Source organism: Rheinheimera sp. (assembly GCF_030690345.1).
GTDB lineage: Bacteria > Pseudomonadota > Gammaproteobacteria > Enterobacterales > Alteromonadaceae > Alishewanella.
This window is the reverse complement of record NZ_JAUYGV010000007.1, coordinates 810,669-830,369: the sequence shown is the minus strand read 5'-3', so window position 1 is coordinate 830,369 and position 19,701 is coordinate 810,669. Positions and strand designations below refer to the sequence as shown.

Here is a 19,701-nt window from a genome sequence, read left to right as displayed (position 1 = left end):
AGATATTGGCTGTAATAACAGTAGCACAACAATAAGTGCCGCATTCTCAGGCAGTATTGCTAAGACGCCTGAACAGCTTTTTCGCTGCTAAATTTATTCCGAATGGCTGCTATGAGCGAATAGCGGAAGTTAACGCTGCCAGCAGCGGCCGTTGCTGACTAGCCTTGTTAACTGTTACTGCTGGACTTTCCATCTTTGCTTTAGCTTAACGGGGATCACTGCTGTGCCAGCTACAGCAAAAGCTAAAATTATCCAATCTAGCGCTGAAAGAAATTGTCCATAAGGGTCTGTAAGCTGGATAAACAACTCTTCGCTAACCTCACCTTCAAGAAACCAAAGCATTGGTGGGACGAAAAGGTAAACCACAAGACAAACAAAACACCACAAATAGCACCACACGACGGCCTTTGCTATCTGCTTAAATGTGGATTTCCATAGTACAAATGCTGAATATAACGCTGGCAAGAGCAGATAGAAAATACCGGTTACTACTCTCAAATAGCTGTACTCAGCGTAGACAATATTTGATTCCACGATACCAATCTCGATAAAATTAACGCTTTGCTAATTGGCTGCCGCAGCGTAGCGTAGGCAGTCCAGTGGAGGCCACGTTTTTAGTGGCCGGAACGAAATTAAGCAACTTGTTAACTGGAAATTTTGATAATTTTTATAATTTTGTTCTGAGCACCAGTTTGAACATAGTTGATTGAAACACACCTATTATTTCTTAAGAATTTATCCGCGTGGAGCGTGCTATTAAAATACATCCCTCGGTCATAGTTGTTGAATTCAAAAGGCACATCATTAACTTTAAATGATTCGACAACCGTCCCTACCTTAGGTCGCTCCAACTTATAACCTGTAATACAACCAGAAACTTGAGAGTACTCTTTTTTATTGATGGTTTTTTCTAGCTTTATTATGTTTACATAATTAAAAATGGATCCAATAGAGTACAAAACCATCATGCCTAAGAAAATTCTAGCTAAAACTATTCTGTTTACCTTTGTAATATCTGCAAATATTTGGGAAAAAAGAGGATATTTCAGTACTAGGAATATCAAAAAAAATACAGGTACAAGCTCGATGAAATGGTCAGTGCTCGTATTTACTGATGCTTCAAAATAGATGCTCAAAACTTGTTTTTCCAGTTAACGTTTGGTTAAGGAGCGGGCTTTAGCCCGTCCCAGTGAGCGGAGCGAACGGTTTGAACCAGTTGTTAGGCGGTTCATGCCGTACGCTCGTTCTGGGTCTTCAAGCCAGGTACGCTTGCATAGAAAAAATGGGCGATGGACATACTTCTGGGTATTAACGGAGGAAGCTCATTGTGCAGAAAGGCTACTTGTGCTTCAAGAGTGCAGAAATCCTCAAGCTTGTAGCAAAATATAACTATTGGGTCGTCAAGGTTTTCGCCCATACATTTGACAGTCGCCCACTTTATAAAATTGTTAACTTCAAACTCAGATTGGATATTTAGCGCTGATACTCGCAAGCCAAATTCTTCGGTAAACGTAAGCTCTATTGGCCTAACAGGAAATTCATATATTGGGCGTTTAAGACAAGTATCGGGGCCGTCGAGTGATAGCTGGACTAGAGCCTCGTCGGGATTGTCGGATACCCCAATGTGAGCATCAATCCACGCGATTAGCTCTTCTGAGCTTACAAGCCCAAGCTTCCACAATGACAGAGCGATACTCAGAGTTTCCATACAGAGCCTAACGCCTTGCTAATTGGCTGCCGCAGCGCAGCGTAGGCAGTCCAGTGTAGGCCACGCTGTTTGTGGCCGGAAAGAAATTAAGCAACTTGTTATAAGCCATTTGTGTTGACCCTGTTACCGCAATGAATACAAACGATTGAGCCTGAAAACCAATGCCAAACAACTTTAGACCAATCTCCACTTGATGCTGGATGTGGCGATTTAAACCTTTGAACAGTTAAACACTTATTGCAGTGAGGGCAACGATTAAAAAATGCCAAAACAATATGTACAACTACGGCGCCAAAAAACGCACCGAAGATGTATATCAAATGACTCGCACTAGACTCCGGCGGAGAGAAAAACTTAACGTAACCTAGTGCTAGAAAAAAAGCGATAAGAAGCAACCATGAAATAAAAACGCTGAGTACATCAAGTTTCCCGACTAACGATTTCATCACCGATCTATCCTATGGCTTATAACGCCCAAATTTAGCGCGGAAAGCCGCGCAGCGGGTTGACGTCGCAGCCAGCGCTTTTTGCTGGCGATAAAATTTGATTGTTAGGCTACTACTTAATGACAACGAATTTAGAGAGTTTTACGCCTTTACTTATCTCTGTGGCATACGACTCTTTAATTCCAGCTGCTTGGGCAATTTTTTTCATTGAAACACCAGAGTTTTTTATTTCTTTAGCATATTTGATGCCGAACACATGAATCATAGCGACAGCTTCGCCATGATTAGAACTTAGATACATTTCCTTTAGTTCTTTGCCTAAATGAAGTAAGTCCATCTTAAACCTCAGCTATCTTTAGTTTGATTGTTCCAGTCTCTACCCCAGCTGGCCTTTCCACATTGAGTACACGCATAGTCACCAGTGGCAGCACCCAAATGGTACTCTTTGCTAAGGTTTGGATGGTCGCAAGGCTTATCCCCCCAAGTTTCCCTTAACTTTTTTGCTTCTTCCAATTGCATGAGTTAATCCTTACTTTTTGATTGCGAGAGCCTAACGAGTAAGCGACAGTTGAGCGCATTGTTATGCACTTATACAAATTCATGCTCTGCTATTCCTGTGCTCTCCGAGCCTGTGAGAAAGCGTACAAACAGCGTGTGCTGGTAGCCCAGTTGTTCTCTAAATGCTTTGAGCTTTGATAGATCCTTGAAGCTCTGTTCTTGGTTTGTAGATTTCTTTACTTCAATAGCTATTAAATTGTCATTGGTCATCCGTCGATGGATGATTATGTCAGGAACAACATTGCGCTCAGAAACTGAGCCGTCTGGCGAAATGGCATAAATTAGGCGTTTTATTTTTTCCATGTCTCGATTGTACTCGCAGTCAACATGCCAGCCTGAGAATGCTCCGGCCAGTTTCATTGCAAGTTGATGAGAGATGGCTTGCTCGCTAGAGTCGTTTGCCAGTAGTTGATGCTGCTCTGTAACGAATTCGTGAAGCAAGGGTTCAAGGTCGATGTCTTGGATTAACACTTTACTAAGTGCATAACGCCCGGCTTTGGGGCGGACTTGTAGCCGCGCAGCGGCGGAAAGGCCGTCCCAGCCACGAAGGGGCGACAACAGCCGTTTGTTAGGCACCGTGAGTTCTCATACTAAATTCTGCTGCAATGAAGTTTGCAGTTTTTACATATTGTTTAGCTGTAGTAGGAGTAATGTCAGCATCAGTTGCATGCACCGCTTTATTTCTAAGCAACCTAAGTTCTTGGTATGCCGTTTGGAAAGCTTCGATATCAAGATCTTTGTCTTTGGCAAGACGAAATAAACCTTGGTAGGAAACTTTAGACGGAAGCCCGTTTGCCTCACAGAATACAGAGGTTGCTTTTTCTACCATTATCCAAGCTTCCAGCACAGCAGCTCGTGGCGATACTACAGCCAAATCTTCCAACGCAATAGATGTAACATTCTGCTCTTGTTTGATTCCTTTTGTATTATCTCTTGAGATTGTCTCGATTTTATTGAGTCGCTCTTGGAACTCCGCTTCCAGCTCTCCATACTTGAGCTTCGTTACTCGTTCAATGAGTTTTCCCACTGGGGCTCTTAGAATGTAAACACAGCAGACCACGGTCACTGGCCAAGCCAGTGAATCCGTTAACGATGCAATAAACTCTAATAAATCCATATTTTTCAGAAATTCCCTGGTTTGATCTGCCTAACGCTGCCAGCAGCGGCCGAAAAGCCGCGCAGCGGATTTGAGGTCCAGCGACCAACGGGAGCGATGCTGACTGGTCTTGTTAGAGTTCCTAGACGAGAATGTCATGGATATCTCCATTGATGTTGAATTTAATTTTTGGCTTTTTAATAACTAACTCAGAAAGTTTATTTGAGTCAACTGTAAAACGTAGCGGTACCAATTCTGATTTATCGCATCGAGCAAACGCAAAGCGGTATTCTCTTTGATAACTGAATTCAGCTCGTTTCTTGAACATCCCTCTAGTTAAATCGTCATCAGTATACTTTACAGGCCCATTGACCATTTTGTACTCAGTTTTTGACAGCAAATTGTGAAACGGAATAAATGACTCAGATGGTAAAAGTGCATAATTATTTCCGAACTCTTGTATAATTCTTTGCAAGTCCCTTTTTAGTGAAATGAGCTCCAATTTGGACTCTGGAACTTCTAGAATAAACCAGCAACTCAACCATGAATCGTAGTAATCCTGATCTAGAAAAGTAAAAACCTCAGTTGCTCTAGAAAGATCAAGATTTTTACCATCCATGATTATTGTTGGCATTCGCTGGTCAAGTGATCTATTAGAGTAACCAATACATGCCTCGAACCGATCTGATATCCCTTGTTCATGACAGTTCCGGTAATAATGCGGAGTGTTGCAAAAGAAGTTACCGCGCAGAAAATCATCTAAATATTCTGGTTTAGAAAAGAACTTTAACAATCCAGCAATCGCAGGTGGTTCTCTCATGTCATTAATAGCTCTAACGCTCGCAGCACAGGCCGAAACCCGCGCAGCGGTTGAGGTCTAGGCCACGCAGTGGCCGATTGTGACTGCGCTTGTTATACACCGTTTGCACAATATTTTTCAAAAAAAGCCTCGACCATCGCGTCGAAAGTTTTAAAAGCAGGATTGTGAGGATGAACCCGGCCTTTGAACACATTTTTATCGCTACGATATATGGTCAACGATTCATCAAACTTTGAGCAGCCGTTTGCGGCATCATTATCTGTTAAATAGGCATTACCCATCTCAAACAGAGCCTTCGATACTCCCCAGTAATCTCCGTCTGCTTCAAACGCTTGAACGGCTAATTCGAAGTGTTTAATTGATGTTGATGCAGTAGGGTCATATTCATTGTGTCTTATGTAAAAATCTTTGTGTTCTCGGTAACTTCTATTCTTATAAAACAATCCAAGGAATGTATGAGCTTCTGCAATACCATAGACATCTTTAGACTTTTCTAAATCAGCTAGCGCCTCTTGCCCAAGTTTTTCAGCCGCTAACCCTCTACCTTGTATTTCCATTAGCTGATATGCGTAATTGAGTTTTGCCATTGGATCATTTGTATAAGGAACACCAGCCGCTGCGCAGCCGAGTAAAAACAATGTAATAAATGAAATAATGGTCAGCTTCATGCCAAACTTTCCTTAGGTGTATAACATTTTATTATTGAGCATGCTCGTTTTCTCAATTCCGATAGAGGAAACATGAGTTTATAATACATTGTAAAACAACAATAAATATTCAAATTCTATTTTCGCTATTTGGAAAAACGAGCATGCGTTATATTTCGGAACCTGTGCATTATATTTACGTACTTCTCTTTAGTAAGTACCTAATTTATAGCATGTAAATAAAACCAGCAACTAGCTTGTGCGCGATGTTAACGGGATATTTGACCTGGTATGCCGGATATTTCAAATAGCACTGTGTATAAAAACATTGAACATCACTTTTACCACAGACAATGAATAGAGCTGAAGCGTGAGCCGACAGTCTGCTTTTGGCACAAAGCTGCCGTTTCTATAGGCATTCACCCTGCCGGATAAAACCAGGCGTTTTTTATCAGGCCGCCTTGTACTTCATACACCACTACTACCTGATACGGCTGTTCGGCCATGCCGTATACCCTTTCGTGGTCGATAACCTTATTACCCACCAGCATCCGCTGGAGCACTTCGGCGCGCAGCGCAGCTATAGTAAAGCGCTCGGTTTTGTAAAACGCTTCCAGTGCAGCGTGGCCTTTTAAAGCAGGCTCCGTTGCAGGCATACGGTAAATAGCAATATCGCTGTGATAACAGCTGATAAAAGCGGCGAGATCTTTAGCGTTGTAAGCATTCAACTGGCGTTGTACCGGCAATACTGTTTGTTCGTTATTCATATCGTTAGCCATGTCATTAGCCATAGTGTGGCAGCCTTATTCCAGCGTTTTAGTCATAAACAGACTATTCGGGTCTTCCGGGTAATCGGCGAAGCGGCCGCAGTAGTTAAAGCCGGCACTTTGGTACAAATTGCGGGCCGGCAGAAAAAACTCCATTGAGCCGGTTTCCAGGTAAATGTGCCGAAAACCGCTTTGCCGGGCCTCCGCCAGTAAAAACTGCAGCAAGGCGCGCCCTACTCCCTTACCGCGCGCTTCCGGAGCGGTACGCATTGATTTAATCTCCGCCATATCGTTGCTGTGTTGCTTAAGCGCCACGCAGCCCAGCAATATCTCGCCCTGCCAGGCGCCCCAGAAGCGGATACCGGGCGCTTGTAATTTACTGATATCCAGCGCGTGCACACTCTCCGGCGGTGAGGTAGCATACATATCGTCTAAATGGCCCTGCAATAACTGGATAACCGCCGGCGAGTCCAGCCGGCCCGGAATAATGTTCATCGTTAATCTACCTGAAATACATAGCTATAAAGGTGTAATAACAGCTGCAGCCTTAGTTAGCGGCTAAAACTGCGGCAAATAAAGTGGCCGGCTACGGCTGTACGTGTGCTTTGACAGCATGGATAAAAAATTAGCCCGCAACAAGATTTTTTTTCCTGCAAAACGTTTTGAAATCCTGTATATTACCGCACTATTTTCAAACCCTAGCTTATTGAGATTACTATGTCAGCAGATTTATCCTTATACAGAAACATTGGTATCTTCGCCCACGTTGATGCCGGCAAAACCACTACTACCGAGCGTATCCTGAAACTGACCGGTAAGATCCATAAGTTAGGTGAAGTTCACGAAGGTGAATCTACTACCGACTTTATGGAACAAGAAGCCGAGCGCGGTATTACTATCCAGTCAGCAGCCGTAAGCTGTTTCTGGAAAGGCTACCGTTTCAACGTTATCGATACCCCGGGCCACGTTGACTTCACTGTTGAAGTTTACCGTTCATTAAAAGTATTAGACGGTGGTGTTGGTGTATTCTGTGGTTCAGGCGGTGTTGAACCTCAGTCAGAAACCAACTGGCGTTATGCTAACGACGCTGAAGTATCACGTCTGATCTTCGTTAACAAACTGGACCGTATCGGTGCTGACTTTATCCGCGTTACTGAGCAGGTGAAGAAAGTTCTGGGCGCAAACCCACTGATCATGGTGTTACCAATCGGCCGCGAAGACACCTTCAAAGGTGTGGTTGACCTGTTAACGCAAAAAGCTTACATCTGGGATGAAACCGGCTTACCGGAAAACTACACCATTACTGACGTACCGGCTGACATGGCTGATGACGTTGAAATGTACCGTCAGCAACTGATCGAAACGGCTGTAGAGCAAGACGACGACCTGCTGATGGCATACATGGAAGGCGAAGAGCCGTCTATCGAAGACATCAAGCGTTGTATCCGTAAAGGCTGCCGCGACCTGGCATTCTTCCCGACTTACTGTGGTTCAGCCTTTAAAAACAAAGGTATGCAATTACTGTTAGATGCGGTTGTTGATTACCTGCCAAGCCCGACTGAAGTTATTCCTCAGCCACTGACTGACGAAGAAGGTGTTGAGACCGGCGAACACGCTATCGTGTCTGCTGACGAGCCGTTCCGCGCTTTAGCCTTCAAAATCATGGATGACCGTTTCGGCGCCCTGACCTTTATCCGTATCTACTCTGGTGTACTGAACAAGGGTGATACCATCCTGAACTCTTTCACCGGTAAAACCGAGCGTATCGGCCGTATGGTTGAAATGCAGGCGAATGACCGTACCGACCTGACCACAGCTCAGGCGGGTGACATCATTGCTCTGGTTGGTATGAAAAACAACACCCAGACCGGCCACACTCTGTGTGATCCTAAGCACCCATGTACACTTGAGCCAATGGTATTCCCGGAGCCGGTAATCTCTATCTCTGTTACGCCAAAAGACAAAGGCTCAGTAGAGAAGATGGGTATCGCTATCGGTAAAATGGTTGCTGAAGATCCAACTTTCCGTGTTGAAACTGATATTGACTCAGGTGAAACCATCCTTAAAGGTATGGGTGAATTACACTTAGATATCAAAGTAGACATTCTGAAGCGTACTTACGGCGTTGAGTTAGTTGTAGGCCAGCCACAGGTTGCTTACCGCGAAACTATTACCCGTGAAATCGAAGACAGCTACACCCACAAGAAACAATCCGGTGGTTCAGGTCAGTACGGTAAAATCGATTACCGCATTCGTCCGGGCGAGCAAAACTCTGGCTTTACGTTCAAATCAACTGTTGTTGGTGGTAGCGTACCAAAAGAATTTATGCCTGCTATCGAGAAAGGCTTTGAGTCTATGATGTCAACCGGCACTCTGGCTGGCTTCCCGGTATTAGACGTTGAAGTTGAAGTATTCGACGGTGGTTTCCACGCCGTTGACTCATCAGCTATCGCGTTTGAAATCGCGGCTAAAGGCGCATTCCGTCAGTCTATGCCTAAAGCCGGCGCGCAAATGCTTGAGCCAATCATGAAAGTTGACGTGTTCACTCCGGAAGATCACGTAGGTGATGTTATCGGTGACTTAAACCGTCGTCGCGGCATGATCTCTGGCCAGGAAGCAGGTGTTACCGGCGTCCGTATCAAAGCTGACGTACCACTGTCAGAAATGTTCGGTTACATCAGTACCCTGCGTACTATGACGTCAGGCCGTGGTCAGTTCTCTATGGAGTTCTCGCACTACTCACCGTGCCCGTCTAACGTAGCTGAAGCGGTTATCGCCAAAGAAAAAGAAAAGAAAGCTGCCGCTGCTAAAAACTAAGCAGTAATACAGCTAAGCAAAAGCCCTGCCGGTTTACCTGCAGGGCTTTTTTCTGCCTGCTGTTTCTACTGTGGCATACGCCTTGCTGTACCTGTTGCATTAACCCTGCAAAGTTCAGGGTGCAGTACAAGGAGTTGCCGATGAGTGTAAAAAGTTTTACCCGTGGCGGATACCCGCTAACCGACAACTGCTTTGACGAATTGATAAACGACGATGGCAGTGTGCGGCCACCGGCAGCGGCCATTGCGCGCTTTATAGACAAGCACGGAGCTACAGAGCTTTGCGAAAGACAACTGCAGTTAAATCAAACCATTAGCGATATGGGTGTGTGCTTTACCCTGTACAGCGATGGCAGCAATATCGACCGCGCCTGGCCATTAGATGTGATGCCGCGCACTATACCGGGTTCAGAATGGCAAGCCACCAGCGCCGGTTTAAAGCAGCGCTTAACCGCGCTGAATCTGTTTATTGATGACTTATACAATGGCCAAAAAATCCTTAAAGACGGCATAGTACCGGCCGAGTTGGTGCTGCAATCGAAGAATTACCTTGCACCATGCCGGGGCATTTCGCCCCGTTATGGCGTGTGGGCCAATATTTGCGGCACCGATTTGGTCCGCGACGGGAGCGGCCGCTTTCTGGTGCTGGAAGATAACTTGCGGGTACCGTCCGGGGTGTCTTACATGCTGGAGAACCGTACCGTAATGAAACGGGTGTTTCCCGAGCTGTTTGCCGACTCCACCATTTATCCGGTTGACGATTACCCGCATCAGCTGTGGCGTATGCTGGCATCACTGTCACCGCGCAGCGGCGATGTGCCCTGCATAGTACTGTTAACACCCGGCATTTATAACTCAGCCTATTTTGAGCACAGCTTTCTGGCGCAGCAAGCCGGCATAGAGCTGGCCGAAAACACCGACTTATTTGTTGAAGACGACATTGTTTACTTAAAAAAACTGCACGGTAAGCAGCGGGTTGATGTTATTTACCGCCGTATTGACGATGTGTTTTTAGATCCATTAGCATTCCGGCCGGACTCTGTGCTGGGGGTTGCCGGCCTTATCAGCGCCTGGAGCAAGGGCAATGTGGCTATTGCTAATGCGCCCGGCTCCGGCGTGGCCGACGACAAAGTTATTTATGCCTATGTCCCTAAAATTATTCAGTATTATCTGGGCGAAACCGCACTGATTGATAACGTTGAAACCTTTTTATGTCTGGAGCCGGAGCAGCGCAGCTATGTGCTGGCTAACCTCGACAAGCTGGTGGTAAAACCGGCCAACGAGTCCGGCGGCTACGGCATTTTAATCGGCCCGCGTTCAACATTGGCCGAACAGCAACAGATGGCAGAGGCCATAAAAGCCAACCCGCGCAATTTTATTGCCCAGCCAACACTGAACCTGTCTACCGCCCCTACCCTGTGCGACGGCGCGCTGGAACCGCGTCACCTCGATTTACGCCCCTTTATTTTGCAGGGCAAAGAGCTGTACTGCACCACCGGCGGGCTAAGCCGGGTGGCACTGACGCGCGGCTCTTTAGTGGTCAATTCATCCCAGGGCGGTGGCAGTAAAGACACCTGGATCATCAACGATGAGGTATAACCTATGCTGCTGAAATCTGTCGACAATATATTCTGGCTCGGTCGCTATCTGGAGCGGCTGGATGACACCGCCCGGCTGGTCAACGCCACCAGCCACCTGCTGATAGACAGCCACAAAGACACCCGCTTCAGCTGGCCGGTGCTGCTGGATGTGATGGGGCTGGACAGCAGCAGCAGCCTGGCCGACTATCAGCTGCCGCCGGATGCAACGCCCGAGCAAGCCAGTATTGAATACGCGGTAATGGCACATTTAATCAGCAACAGTGCCAGCAGTGTGTCTATCCGCCATACCTGCAGCCAGCTGAAATATAACGCCCGCTCGGTACGCCAGCTTATACCGCGTGATATGTGGGAAGAGCTGAATAAACTGGATATTTTTATTCAGCAGAACTGCTGCCAGGCAGACGGCCGCCGGCAACGCTATAACCTGATGACCGAAGTCAGCCGCCGCTGTCAGATGGTGGTAGGCGTACTGGACGGCGTGATGCTGCGCAGCGACGCCTTTGATTTATTTAATATTGGCCGGCACTTAGAGCGCGCCGATATGACCACCCGCATTATGGATGTTATGGTGCTGCAGCAGTTGCAACCGACGCAAATTAAGCGGCCTAAGTTTCGCTGGACCTCTATCCTTAATGCGCTGGGTGGCATAGAGTCGTACCATTATTATCTGGCGCAGCAAAGCGGCGATGTCGATGCTATCGATTATCTGCTGGCCTTTGCCGATTTTCCACGCTCTATCGCCTATTGTTTAAACCGTGTTGCCGCCTCGGCCAAAGGCTTACCGCACAGCATCAGCATTTTGCAACAAGTGCATCAGTTACAGGCGTTGCTTAAAGCCGAACCGCTGACCGAGCTGTCAACCGAACAATTACACGGCCTGATCGATCAAATCCAGGCCGGTATTATGCATTTACACCAGGTTATTGCCGCGCCGTCAGCCGTGCAGCAACAACAGCAGCTTTCAGCCTGAACGCCGTTACAGGAGCTTTATGTCAGTGAGCGTTACGCCATACAGTTTTGCTGAACAGCAGCACTGGCAACAGCTGCCGCAGTGGCAGCAATTGCAGCTCTGGTGGCAACAGCAAGCGCCCGAGCGCCGGCAACAACTGCAGGCCGATTTACAACATCAGCTGCGCGAAAACGGTGCTGCTTTTGCACCAGAGCTGCAACGGCAACTGGATGTATTGCCCTGGTTAATCAGTGAGCCACAGTGGCAACAGCTGGAAGCCGGCCTTGGCCAACGCCATCAGCTGCTGAACGCAATTTTACATGACTTATACGGCCCGCAATTGCTGTTACAGCACGGTATTATTCCGCCCGAAGTGATTTTTTTAAATAAAGACTACCTGCTGCCCTGCGCCAACTTAATAACTGAGCAGGCCTGGCTGCCGATGCTGGCCTGTGATATCGGTCGCGACAGTGCCGGGGGCTTCTGTGCTTATGCCGACAACAGCCGGTTACCGGCCGGGCTGGGCTATGTATTGCAACACCGGCTGGCCTTTAACAACACTACCGCCGGGTTAAACGCCGGCATTAAAAAAAGCCAGCTGGCCGGCTTTTTTCGCAACCTCCAGCAACTGCTGCAGCAAGGCTGCCACAGCGATAACGGCGAAAAACTGGCCGCGATCCTCACACACCATAAACGCGATGCCGCCTATTTTGAACATGCCTTCTTAGCCAATTACCTGGATATAGCCCTGGTACACGGCGCTGACTTACTGTTTAAAGACGGCCGCTTATGGTTAAAAACCTTAAGCGGTTTGCAAAGCCTGCAAAGCCTGCTGCGTTATCTGCCGGATCACAGCTGCGATCCGCTGGAATTAGACGCCGCCGGCAGTGGCAGCGCCGGCTTATTGCAAAGTATCCGCCAGCAACAACTGCTGTGTGTTAACCCGCCGGGTTCTGCCTTGCTGGATTCCGGCGCGCTGCTGCCGTTTATGGCATCTTGCTGTGAGTTTTTGCTGCAGCAGCCATTATTGTTAGCCACGGTACCGGCATTATGGTGCGGCAATAAGCAAAACCTGGCGCAACTGCAGGCCGGTGCGCCATCTTACTGTGTACAGCATTTACTCAGCGCTGAGCAATGGTTGCTACCACAGCTTAGCCAGGCAGAGCGCACGGCGCTGTGGCAGCAGGTACAACAACAGCCGGCAGCTTATATCGCCCGCCAGCTGTTACCGCTTAGTACTGTGCCTTGCAGCCCGGCACCTGACAACAACGCGCCAACGGCAGCGCTTCAACAACTGCCGGGCGTGTTGCGGCTGTTCAGCCTGCTGGGTAATGAAGCCGGGCCAACTGCGGCAAACAGCGCTGCTGTCAGCGTTATGCCAGGCGCACTGGGCCGGGTCTGCGCCGACAGCCAGCAGTTGCAACTGAGCGACCACGCCGGCTTTGGCCGGGGTTTTATCGCCAAAGATGTCTGGGTACTGGCCGACAAAGCCCACGCCGTAAGCTTACTGCAAAGTGCCAAACAACAAGTCACGCTGTCGCGCCACTCCGGTCTGTTACCCAGCCGTGTTGCCGACCACTTATTCTGGTTAGGCCGCTACAACGAACGGCTGAACCTGATTTGCCGCGCGCTGCGCGCTGCGCTGAGTTTACTGAGCAACACTGAACCGGCAGCACAGCACGACGCCACCTGTTTGTTGCATTTTTGCTTGCAAGCCAACGGCAGTGGCGACAGCTCTGCACCGCCACAAGCGATTAACCCCACTGCGGCTCTGGATAGCTTATTTAACGCCGCTAATCCGCGCGGTGTGGCAGCGGTGCTGCAAAATCTGCTGTTTAACGCCCAGTCGGTGCGGGAGTATTTCAGCGAAGATACCTGGTACGTGCTGGATAAGCTGCAAACCAGCATTTACCAGTGGCCGGCTACAGCAACGCAGCCGCCGATAGCCGTAATGCAGCGCACGCTGGACGAAGTGGTGTTATTGCAAACCGCCATTTACGGCCTGAACAATGAAACCATGAGCCGCACCCAAACGCTGCGCTTTATGGATCTGGGCCAACATCTGGAGCGGGCGCTGCAAACCTGCAGCCTGCTGCAGGCGGTGTTTACCCATACGCCACCCGGTGATGCCCTGCTCGAAGCCCTGCTGCGGCTGGCCGATACCCTGCTCACTTACCGGCGACGTTATCATGCCGATTTATACCCGGCGGCCATTATTGACTTGTTGTTACTCGATGACAGCACGCCGCGCTCTGTAACTTACCAATGCGCCAGCCTGTTACGCCAGGCTGAAAAACTGCCGGCCCTGCAGGCCCATTCCGGCTTAAAACCCGGCCGCGAACAACGGCTGGCAATGGCATTGGTGGCGCTGCTGCAACAGGCCGATCCACAGCAGCTGTTTGACCCACAACAGCACGCGCGGCCGGAGCTGAGCTTACTGCTGCATCAGTTGCAACAACTGCTGCGCCAGCTGTCTGACAGCATTACGCAGTCTTACTTTAATCATGCCGATCTCAGCAGCCAATGGCAGAGCTTTTAACATGGCCGCTATAATATGAAATATCAGCTTAGCCACAGCACCGAGTACCGTTATACCCATACGGTGGCCAACAGCTACAATCTGGCCTGGTTAACCCCGCGCACCCTGCCGTATCAACAGCTGGAGCAATTCAGCCTGACGGTTAACCCGACGCCGTCTGAGATACAGCAGCGCACAGACAGTTTTGGCAATCTGCAGCACTTTATTCACCTGCAGCCACCGCACCGTCAGCTTACGGTTACCGCCCGCAGCGTGCTGCAGGTGCAACCGCGGCACAATGTATTGAAAATCTGCGACGGCGCCCACAGCAGCGAACTGGCGCACTACCTGGCAACCAATACCGGCAGCGACGCCCTGGCGGCCAGATTGTGTCTTAACGCCAGCCGGATGATCCCGCTGCTCAGCGCCGCCAAAGCGCTAATATTGCCGCTGCAACAGTCAGGGCAAAATGTACTGCAACTGGCGCAGGCATTAAATCAGCTAATTTTTACTGAGTTTCAGTACGATCCGGAATTCAGTACTGTGATTACGCCGCTAAGCGACGTCTTGCAACATAAAAGAGGGGTGTGTCAGGATTTTGCCCAGCTGGCCATCAGTTGCCTGCGCTCGGTAGGTATTCCGGCGCGTTATGTCAGCGGTTATCTGCAAACGCGGCCACCGCAGGGCCAACCCAGGCTGGTAGGTGCCGATGCCTCTCATGCCTGGTTTGCGGTATTTGACCCTAAGCTGGGCTGGCTGGACTTTGATCCCACCAACAACCTGCTGGCCGACGAGCAACACCTTACCCTGGCCTGGGGCCGCGATTATGCTGACGTCGTGCCGTTAAAAGGCTTGCTGCAAGGCAGCGGCGAGCACCAATTGCGTGTCGCCGTTGATGTTATACCCCTTGCGGAGACATAACTCAGGGTTCAATTAATACCGGGTACTTCAGGTATTGCCGGTCGTAAAACGGCATTTGGCGGTAAAACCAGTTATAGCGCTGACGCGGGTTAGTGCGCAGTGCTTCGTCTTGTGCTAAGGCCTGGTCAAACTGCTGTTGCAACTCCGGTTGCTGTGCCAGCATTTGTGCTATTAACGGCTCTATAGCATAGGGCTCAAAGTATTCGGTACGTTCAAACATGCCCGGGAAAAAGCCCCAGCTGAAGAATGAATCCGGCGCCGTCGGTTCCAGCAACGCCACTGCTAAACGGCCTAACGCCTGATCGGTGCTGACTTTTACCCAGCCGGCTGCCAGGTTACGGTTTTGCGCAACCCGGCTAAATGCAGCCTCTGTCAGCATAAAGCGACTCTCAAACGGTTTATCGGCAAATTTATATGCCGTGGCGCTCAGCTGCTGCACTGTGACCTTTTGCGCTTTATCCAACACACTAAGCTCAATACCATGCAGTTTAAGCCGCTGTATTACGCTGTGCTGCTCCGGTGGTATCCAGTACGCCTGCGGTATGGCCACTTCTTTATCTGCCACCTTGTCCCAATACTGCGGCAACTGCGGGTACAGCTGTGGCTTACCGGTCCATGCTACGTAGCTGTCACCGCTGATAGCTGATTGGCGCAGCTCATAACTGATGCCTTTAAAATCGATAACATCGGCTTGTTCGCTGGCTTTAAAGCTTAGCACCATGCGCTTGGGCCTGGCTTGCAAGTCGGCCTGGCGCGCTAATATCAGCGCTTTGCCCTGCTCATTTAACAGTTTCAGGCTTTGCTCCAGTAACACATAGGTGCCCAGCACCCGCTGGCGGTATGGTTTTAAGCTGTGGTTTTCTACCAGTACTGTGGGTAAGTGGCGCACATCACCATAGCCATTAGAAAAGCGCGGGCTGGCGGTCCAGCCACTGATACCTTTGCTAAAATCCTTGCTGTCAACGCCAAACACCAGCGGCCCGGGAATATGCCCGGCCTGCGTTAGCGCTGCATCCACGGCCGGGCGGTATAACTTTGCCAACCAGCTGGCACCATTAGCACTGATAGCGGCAAACGGCTCGTTAAAGCCATAGGTAATGTCGTACTGATAATCTTCGCCATCGGTAACATGGACATCGATATATAAATCCGGCTGGTAGCGGTTAATCAGCGCCAGCAGCGCCTGCATTTCCGGCGCGTCGGCTTTGGCGTAGTCACGGTTTAAATTCAGATTTTGCGCCGTAGCGCGCCAGCCCTGCTGCACCGGTCCGCGCTGGTTCATGCGGTTGGTTTTGGAGCGCCGCTCATGGCCGTCGGCCGACAACACCGGAATAAACAATAAGTCGGCATTGGCGAGTAAATGCGCTTTATCCCCCTGGGCAATATCGCGCAGCAACATTAAACCGGCATCTTTGCCATCAATTTCGCCGCTGTGAATACCGGCCTGCACCAACAACAGCGGACGCTGCGGGTTTTGCGCAATTTTATGCAATGCCCTGCTGGCCTTGACCACGTACAACGGCCGGCCCTGAGCGCTGATGCCAAACTGCTCCAGCATCAACAGATCTGAGCTATCTACCAGTGCGTTCAGGTATTTCAGCGTAGCGGCATAATCGGGGCTGTCAGTCAGCCCGGTCAGTTCGGCCGGGGTAACCCAGGGCTGGCCCTTGCTTTTAATCAGCGTTTCGCTGTTGCCCTGCCATGCCGGTAACGGCGGTAACCAATCGGCTGTGGTCTGTGCCCGGGCCGGCAGCAGTATGGTAGTTGCTAACAACAGCGGTAATAACTTATTCATATCAATCCTGATTTGTTTTGATATTAAACACACTGCAATACAGCACCGGTAAAAACAGCAGCGTTAATACAGTGGCAAAACCAAGGCCAAACATGATCACCACCGCCAAACTGGCAAAAAACTCATCACCTAACAGCGGGATCATGCCGAGTATAGTAGTGATAGCCGCCATCGACACCGGTCGCACCCGGCTTACCGCACTGTCAAACACGGCATTAAAGGCGGCTTTGCCCTCTTCCAGCTCCAGCTTGATTTGCTCTACCAGCACAATGCAGTTTTTAATCAACATGCCGGACAAACTTAAAAAGCCGAGCAAGGCAATAAAACCAAAGGGCGCGCCCAGCAATAATAAACCAAAACTGACACCGATAATGGCCAGCGGCACGCAGGCCCAGATCACCAAGGCGCTGCGCATGGAGTTAAACAGCAGCACGGTAATCACAAACATCATCAGATACCCCAGCGGTAACGAGCTGAACAGCGCCTTTTGCGCTTTTTGCTGCGCCTCATATTCGCCGCCCCAGCTGAGGAAGTAGCCGGTTGGCAGCGCTATGGCTTCTATATCGGCTTTTACCCGTGCCAGTAAGGCTGAGGCAGTGTCATCAGACAAGTTATCGTGATCTGCCATTACCGTAATGGTTCTTTTGCGGTCGCGGCGTTGAATTTGCGCGTCTTCCCATACCAGATCAAACCGGGTAACCACCTGCGTGATGGGCACATAGCGTTGCAACTTATTGCTGTATACCTGTAAATCGTACAGTGCATCGGGGTTGTCGCGCTCGGCCAGCGGCGAGCGTGCCACTATCGGCAGTAAATGGGTGCCGTCACGGTAAATACCCACAGTACGGCCCGACATCGCGGTTAACAGCACATCATCGATATCCTGTTTACTGATGCCGGCACGACGCGCCATGGCCTCATTAAATACCGGCCGGATCACCTTGGTGCGTTCGCGCCAGTTATCACGGATACTGACGGCACGGCCATCTGAGCGCAAGATCGTTTTGGCTTGCTGCGCCAGGCTGCGCAACATATCCGGATCGGCACCGCTGAATCGCGCTTCAATCTTAGCCGGCGTTGAAGGCCCTACTTCGAGCCGCAGCAGCTTATATTGCAGGCGCGGCAATTGCGAAGTGATATATTCCCGCGTGTGTTGCATTAATGCCGGTAACTGCTCGCGCTGCTCTGCCCGCACAATAAGCTGGCTGTAAGCGGCAAAGCTTTTCTCCGGCTGATAAGTCAGCATAAAGCGCTCTGCACCGCGGCCACTGGTGGCGGTAACATGGCTGATACCATCGAGCGACGACAAATAATTCATCAGGGTTACCGCATCAGCAGCACTGTGGCGGATGTCGCTGCCTTCCGGCTGCCATAAATCGACGAGGAAAATAGGCGTATTAGACGGCGGGAAAAACACCTGCTTTACCTTAGAGAACCCCAGCACCGCAACGACCAACAACAACAGCGTAACGCTGTATGTCAGCAGGCGGTAACGCAGTGCAGCACTGAGCATCTTACGGTACAGATTAAACACCGCGCCCTGATACAACTCTTGTGGCTCAGTGTCCTGTTGCAGCTTGTCTTTGAATAACATACTGGCGAAAAACGGCGTTAGCGTAATGGCGGTAACCCAGCTAAGCAGCAAGGACACCAGCAACACCCAAAACAAACTGCCGGCAAACTCACCGGTAGCGTCGCTGGATAAGCCTATAGGGGCAAAGGCCGCAATGGCTATAATAGTTGCGCCCAGCAGCGGCCACTGTGTTTGCTTAACAATTAACGCGGCGGCGTCAGCCAGCTTAAGCCGGCGCTGCATACCGATTAAAATACCTTCGGTGATCACGATGGCGTTATCCACCAGCATCCCCAGCGCAATAATTAACGCGCCAAGCGACACGCGCTGCAGCTCAATTTGCATTTGCTGCATAAAGATAAAAGTACCCAGTACCGTCAGCAGCAAAATAAGGCCGATTAAAATACCGCTGCGCAAACCCATAAACAACAACAGCACTACAATAACAATGGCCACCGCTTCAGCCAGGTTAATAATAAAGCCACTGACCGAGTTGGCCACTTCATCCGGCTGGTTGTAAATAGTGTGCAGGTTTATGCCCACCGGTTTATTGTATTCCAACTCAGTGAGGCGCTGTTGTACCAGCTCGCCGGCTTCTACCACATTCACGCCAGCGGTGAAGGACACTCCCAATGTCAGCGCGTTTTGGCCGTTAAAGCGCAGCAATTGGTTGGGTACTTCAGCATTTTCGCGATAAACCCGCGCTACATCGCCTAAATAAATCAGCTCTTTTGAGTCTGGGCTGGAGATAATCAGGCTTTCCAACTCAGTCACCGATTGAAACTCGCCGGTGGGATATATGCGCAGCCGGTCCGGCCCCACTTTAATCGAGCCGGCATTGGCTACCATATTCTGGCTTTGCAACAGCGCAGCAAGGGTTTGCGGTGCTATACCCAGGGCGGTTAGCCGTGGCCTGGAAATTTCAACGATCACCTGCTCCTGCTGCACGCCGCCTACGGCGACTTTGCCGACACCATTAACCAACACTAATTCACGGCGTAAGAAATCAACATAATCGCGCAGTTCATCATCGCTGTAACCGTCACCGGTAAGCGCATATAAGATGCCGTATACATCGCCGAAATCGTCTTTAACCTGCGGTGGTTGCACGCCTGGTGGTAACTGCGGCTGTAAGTCATTTACTTTATGGCGCAGCTCATCCCAGATTTGTTTTAACTCTTTGGCGCGGTAGGTATCTTTCATCTCTACCATCAGCTGCGATAAGCCGGCGGTAGATACTGAGGTAACATGATTAACATAGGGCAATTGCTGAATGGCATTTTCCAGCGGATAAGTCACTTCTTCTTCGACCTGGGTGGGTGACGCGCCCGGGTACTGGGTAATGATCAGCGCTTGTTTTAAGGTAAATTGCGGATCTTCCAGCCGGCCAAGGCCAAAGTACGACACTATACCGCCAAACAATAAGATAGCGGCGAACAACCAGGATGAGGTGCGGTACTGAATAAAATAACGGGCAGCATTCATA

General features: G+C 49.7%; 16 protein-coding genes. 5 read left to right on the top strand and 11 right to left on the bottom strand.

The genetic code is table 11. The features are described from left to right. Positions 1-174: 174 nt before the first annotated feature. From Q8O77_RS14620 to Q8O77_RS14580, 9 genes are all read right to left on the bottom strand, one after another. Complete coding sequence (locus Q8O77_RS14620; protein ID WP_305554643.1) at positions 175-534, bottom strand: hypothetical protein; 360 nt, start codon at positions 532-534, stop codon at positions 175-177. Between the two features lie 110 nt (positions 535-644). Continuing rightward, on the bottom strand, positions 645-1,136 hold the full coding sequence (locus Q8O77_RS14615; RefSeq protein WP_305554640.1) for a hypothetical protein: 492 nt from the start codon (positions 1,134-1,136) through the stop codon (positions 645-647). Between the two features lie 1,130 nt (positions 1,137-2,266). Continuing rightward, positions 2,267-2,491 carry a hypothetical protein gene (locus Q8O77_RS14610; RefSeq protein WP_288740932.1) on the bottom strand — a complete coding sequence of 75 codons (225 nt, stop codon included), beginning with the start codon at positions 2,489-2,491 and terminating at the stop codon, positions 2,267-2,269. 251 nt (positions 2,492-2,742) lie between these two features. Beyond that, the gene (locus tag Q8O77_RS14605) at positions 2,743-3,288 is read right to left on the bottom strand and encodes a hypothetical protein (RefSeq protein WP_305554633.1); all 546 of its coding nucleotides are present in this window, start codon (positions 3,286-3,288) and stop codon (positions 2,743-2,745) included. Further along, positions 3,281-3,829 carry a hypothetical protein gene (locus Q8O77_RS14600; protein WP_305554630.1) on the bottom strand — a complete coding sequence of 183 codons (549 nt, stop codon included), beginning with the start codon at positions 3,827-3,829 and terminating at the stop codon, positions 3,281-3,283. The genes Q8O77_RS14605 and Q8O77_RS14600 overlap by 8 nt, the downstream gene beginning before the upstream one ends. Before the next feature lie 121 nt (positions 3,830-3,950). Beyond that, entirely contained in the window at positions 3,951-4,628 is a 678-nt protein-coding gene (locus tag Q8O77_RS14595) for a hypothetical protein (RefSeq protein ID WP_305554627.1), read from the bottom strand. A 92-nt stretch (positions 4,629-4,720) separates the two neighbouring features. Then, positions 4,721-5,296 carry a hypothetical protein gene (locus Q8O77_RS14590; protein WP_305554624.1) on the bottom strand — a complete coding sequence of 192 codons (576 nt, stop codon included), beginning with the start codon at positions 5,294-5,296 and terminating at the stop codon, positions 4,721-4,723. 398 nt (positions 5,297-5,694) lie between these two features. Continuing rightward, on the bottom strand, positions 5,695-6,066 hold the full coding sequence (locus Q8O77_RS14585; protein WP_305554621.1) for a nuclear transport factor 2 family protein: 372 nt from the start codon (positions 6,064-6,066) through the stop codon (positions 5,695-5,697). Positions 6,067-6,078: 12 nt separating this feature from the next. Then, positions 6,079-6,537, bottom strand: coding sequence for a GNAT family N-acetyltransferase (locus Q8O77_RS14580; protein WP_305554618.1), 459 nt, complete (start codon positions 6,535-6,537; stop codon positions 6,079-6,081). A gap of 216 nt (positions 6,538-6,753) precedes the next feature. Here Q8O77_RS14580 and fusA point away from each other — a divergent pair, with 216 nt between their 5' ends. The 5 genes from fusA to Q8O77_RS14555 all read left to right on the top strand — a co-directional run bounded on the left by fusA (position 6,754) and on the right by Q8O77_RS14555 (position 14,847). Further along, on the top strand, positions 6,754-8,859 hold the full coding sequence (gene fusA / locus Q8O77_RS14575; protein WP_371133496.1) for an elongation factor G: 2,106 nt from the start codon (positions 6,754-6,756) through the stop codon (positions 8,857-8,859). A 140-nt stretch (positions 8,860-8,999) separates the two neighbouring features. Continuing rightward, positions 9,000-10,457, top strand: coding sequence for a circularly permuted type 2 ATP-grasp protein (locus tag Q8O77_RS14570; RefSeq protein WP_305554612.1), 1,458 nt, complete (start codon positions 9,000-9,002; stop codon positions 10,455-10,457). Between the two features lie 3 nt (positions 10,458-10,460). Then, on the top strand, positions 10,461-11,429 hold the full coding sequence (locus tag Q8O77_RS14565) for an alpha-E domain-containing protein (protein ID WP_305554609.1): 969 nt from the start codon (positions 10,461-10,463) through the stop codon (positions 11,427-11,429). Between the two features lie 19 nt (positions 11,430-11,448). Next, the gene (locus tag Q8O77_RS14560) at positions 11,449-13,947 is read left to right on the top strand and encodes a circularly permuted type 2 ATP-grasp protein (RefSeq protein WP_305554606.1); all 2,499 of its coding nucleotides are present in this window, start codon (positions 11,449-11,451) and stop codon (positions 13,945-13,947) included. Positions 13,948-13,962: 15 nt separating this feature from the next. Continuing rightward, positions 13,963-14,847, top strand: a complete 885-nt coding sequence (locus tag Q8O77_RS14555) for a transglutaminase family protein (RefSeq protein ID WP_305554603.1) — start codon at positions 13,963-13,965, stop codon at positions 14,845-14,847. 1 nt (position 14,848) lies between these two features. Here Q8O77_RS14555 and Q8O77_RS14550 read toward each other — a convergent pair whose 3' ends face one another. Together Q8O77_RS14550 and Q8O77_RS14545 are read right to left on the bottom strand one after the other, a co-directional pair. After that, on the bottom strand, positions 14,849-16,642 hold the full coding sequence (locus Q8O77_RS14550; protein ID WP_305554600.1) for a M14 family metallopeptidase: 1,794 nt from the start codon (positions 16,640-16,642) through the stop codon (positions 14,849-14,851). Between the two features lies 1 nt (position 16,643). Continuing rightward, positions 16,644-19,700, bottom strand: coding sequence for an efflux RND transporter permease subunit (locus Q8O77_RS14545; RefSeq protein ID WP_305554597.1), 3,057 nt, complete (start codon positions 19,698-19,700; stop codon positions 16,644-16,646). Position 19,701: the final 1 nt, after the last annotated feature.

Coding starts and splice junctions, on each gene's coding strand:
- Q8O77_RS14610 (WP_288740932.1), bottom strand. CDS start 2,491: ATGGACTTACTTCATTTAGGCAAAGAACTAAAGGAAATGTATCTAAGT.
- Q8O77_RS14600 (WP_305554630.1), bottom strand. CDS start 3,829: ATGGATTTATTAGAGTTTATTGCATCGTTAACGGATTCACTGGCTTGG.
- Q8O77_RS14595 (WP_305554627.1), bottom strand. CDS start 4,628: ATGAGAGAACCACCTGCGATTGCTGGATTGTTAAAGTTCTTTTCTAAA.
- Q8O77_RS14590 (WP_305554624.1), bottom strand. CDS start 5,296: ATGAAGCTGACCATTATTTCATTTATTACATTGTTTTTACTCGGCTGC.
- Q8O77_RS14585 (WP_305554621.1), bottom strand. CDS start 6,066: ATGGCTAATGACATGGCTAACGATATGAATAACGAACAAACAGTATTG.
- Q8O77_RS14580 (WP_305554618.1), bottom strand. CDS start 6,537: ATGAACATTATTCCGGGCCGGCTGGACTCGCCGGCGGTTATCCAGTTA.
- Q8O77_RS14570 (WP_305554612.1), top strand. CDS start 9,000: ATGAGTGTAAAAAGTTTTACCCGTGGCGGATACCCGCTAACCGACAAC.
- Q8O77_RS14565 (WP_305554609.1), top strand. CDS start 10,461: ATGCTGCTGAAATCTGTCGACAATATATTCTGGCTCGGTCGCTATCTG.
- Q8O77_RS14560 (WP_305554606.1), top strand. CDS start 11,449: ATGTCAGTGAGCGTTACGCCATACAGTTTTGCTGAACAGCAGCACTGG.
- Q8O77_RS14555 (WP_305554603.1), top strand. CDS start 13,963: ATGAAATATCAGCTTAGCCACAGCACCGAGTACCGTTATACCCATACG.
- Q8O77_RS14550 (WP_305554600.1), bottom strand. CDS start 16,642: ATGAATAAGTTATTACCGCTGTTGTTAGCAACTACCATACTGCTGCCG.
- Q8O77_RS14545 (WP_305554597.1), bottom strand. CDS start 19,700: ATGAATGCTGCCCGTTATTTTATTCAGTACCGCACCTCATCCTGGTTG.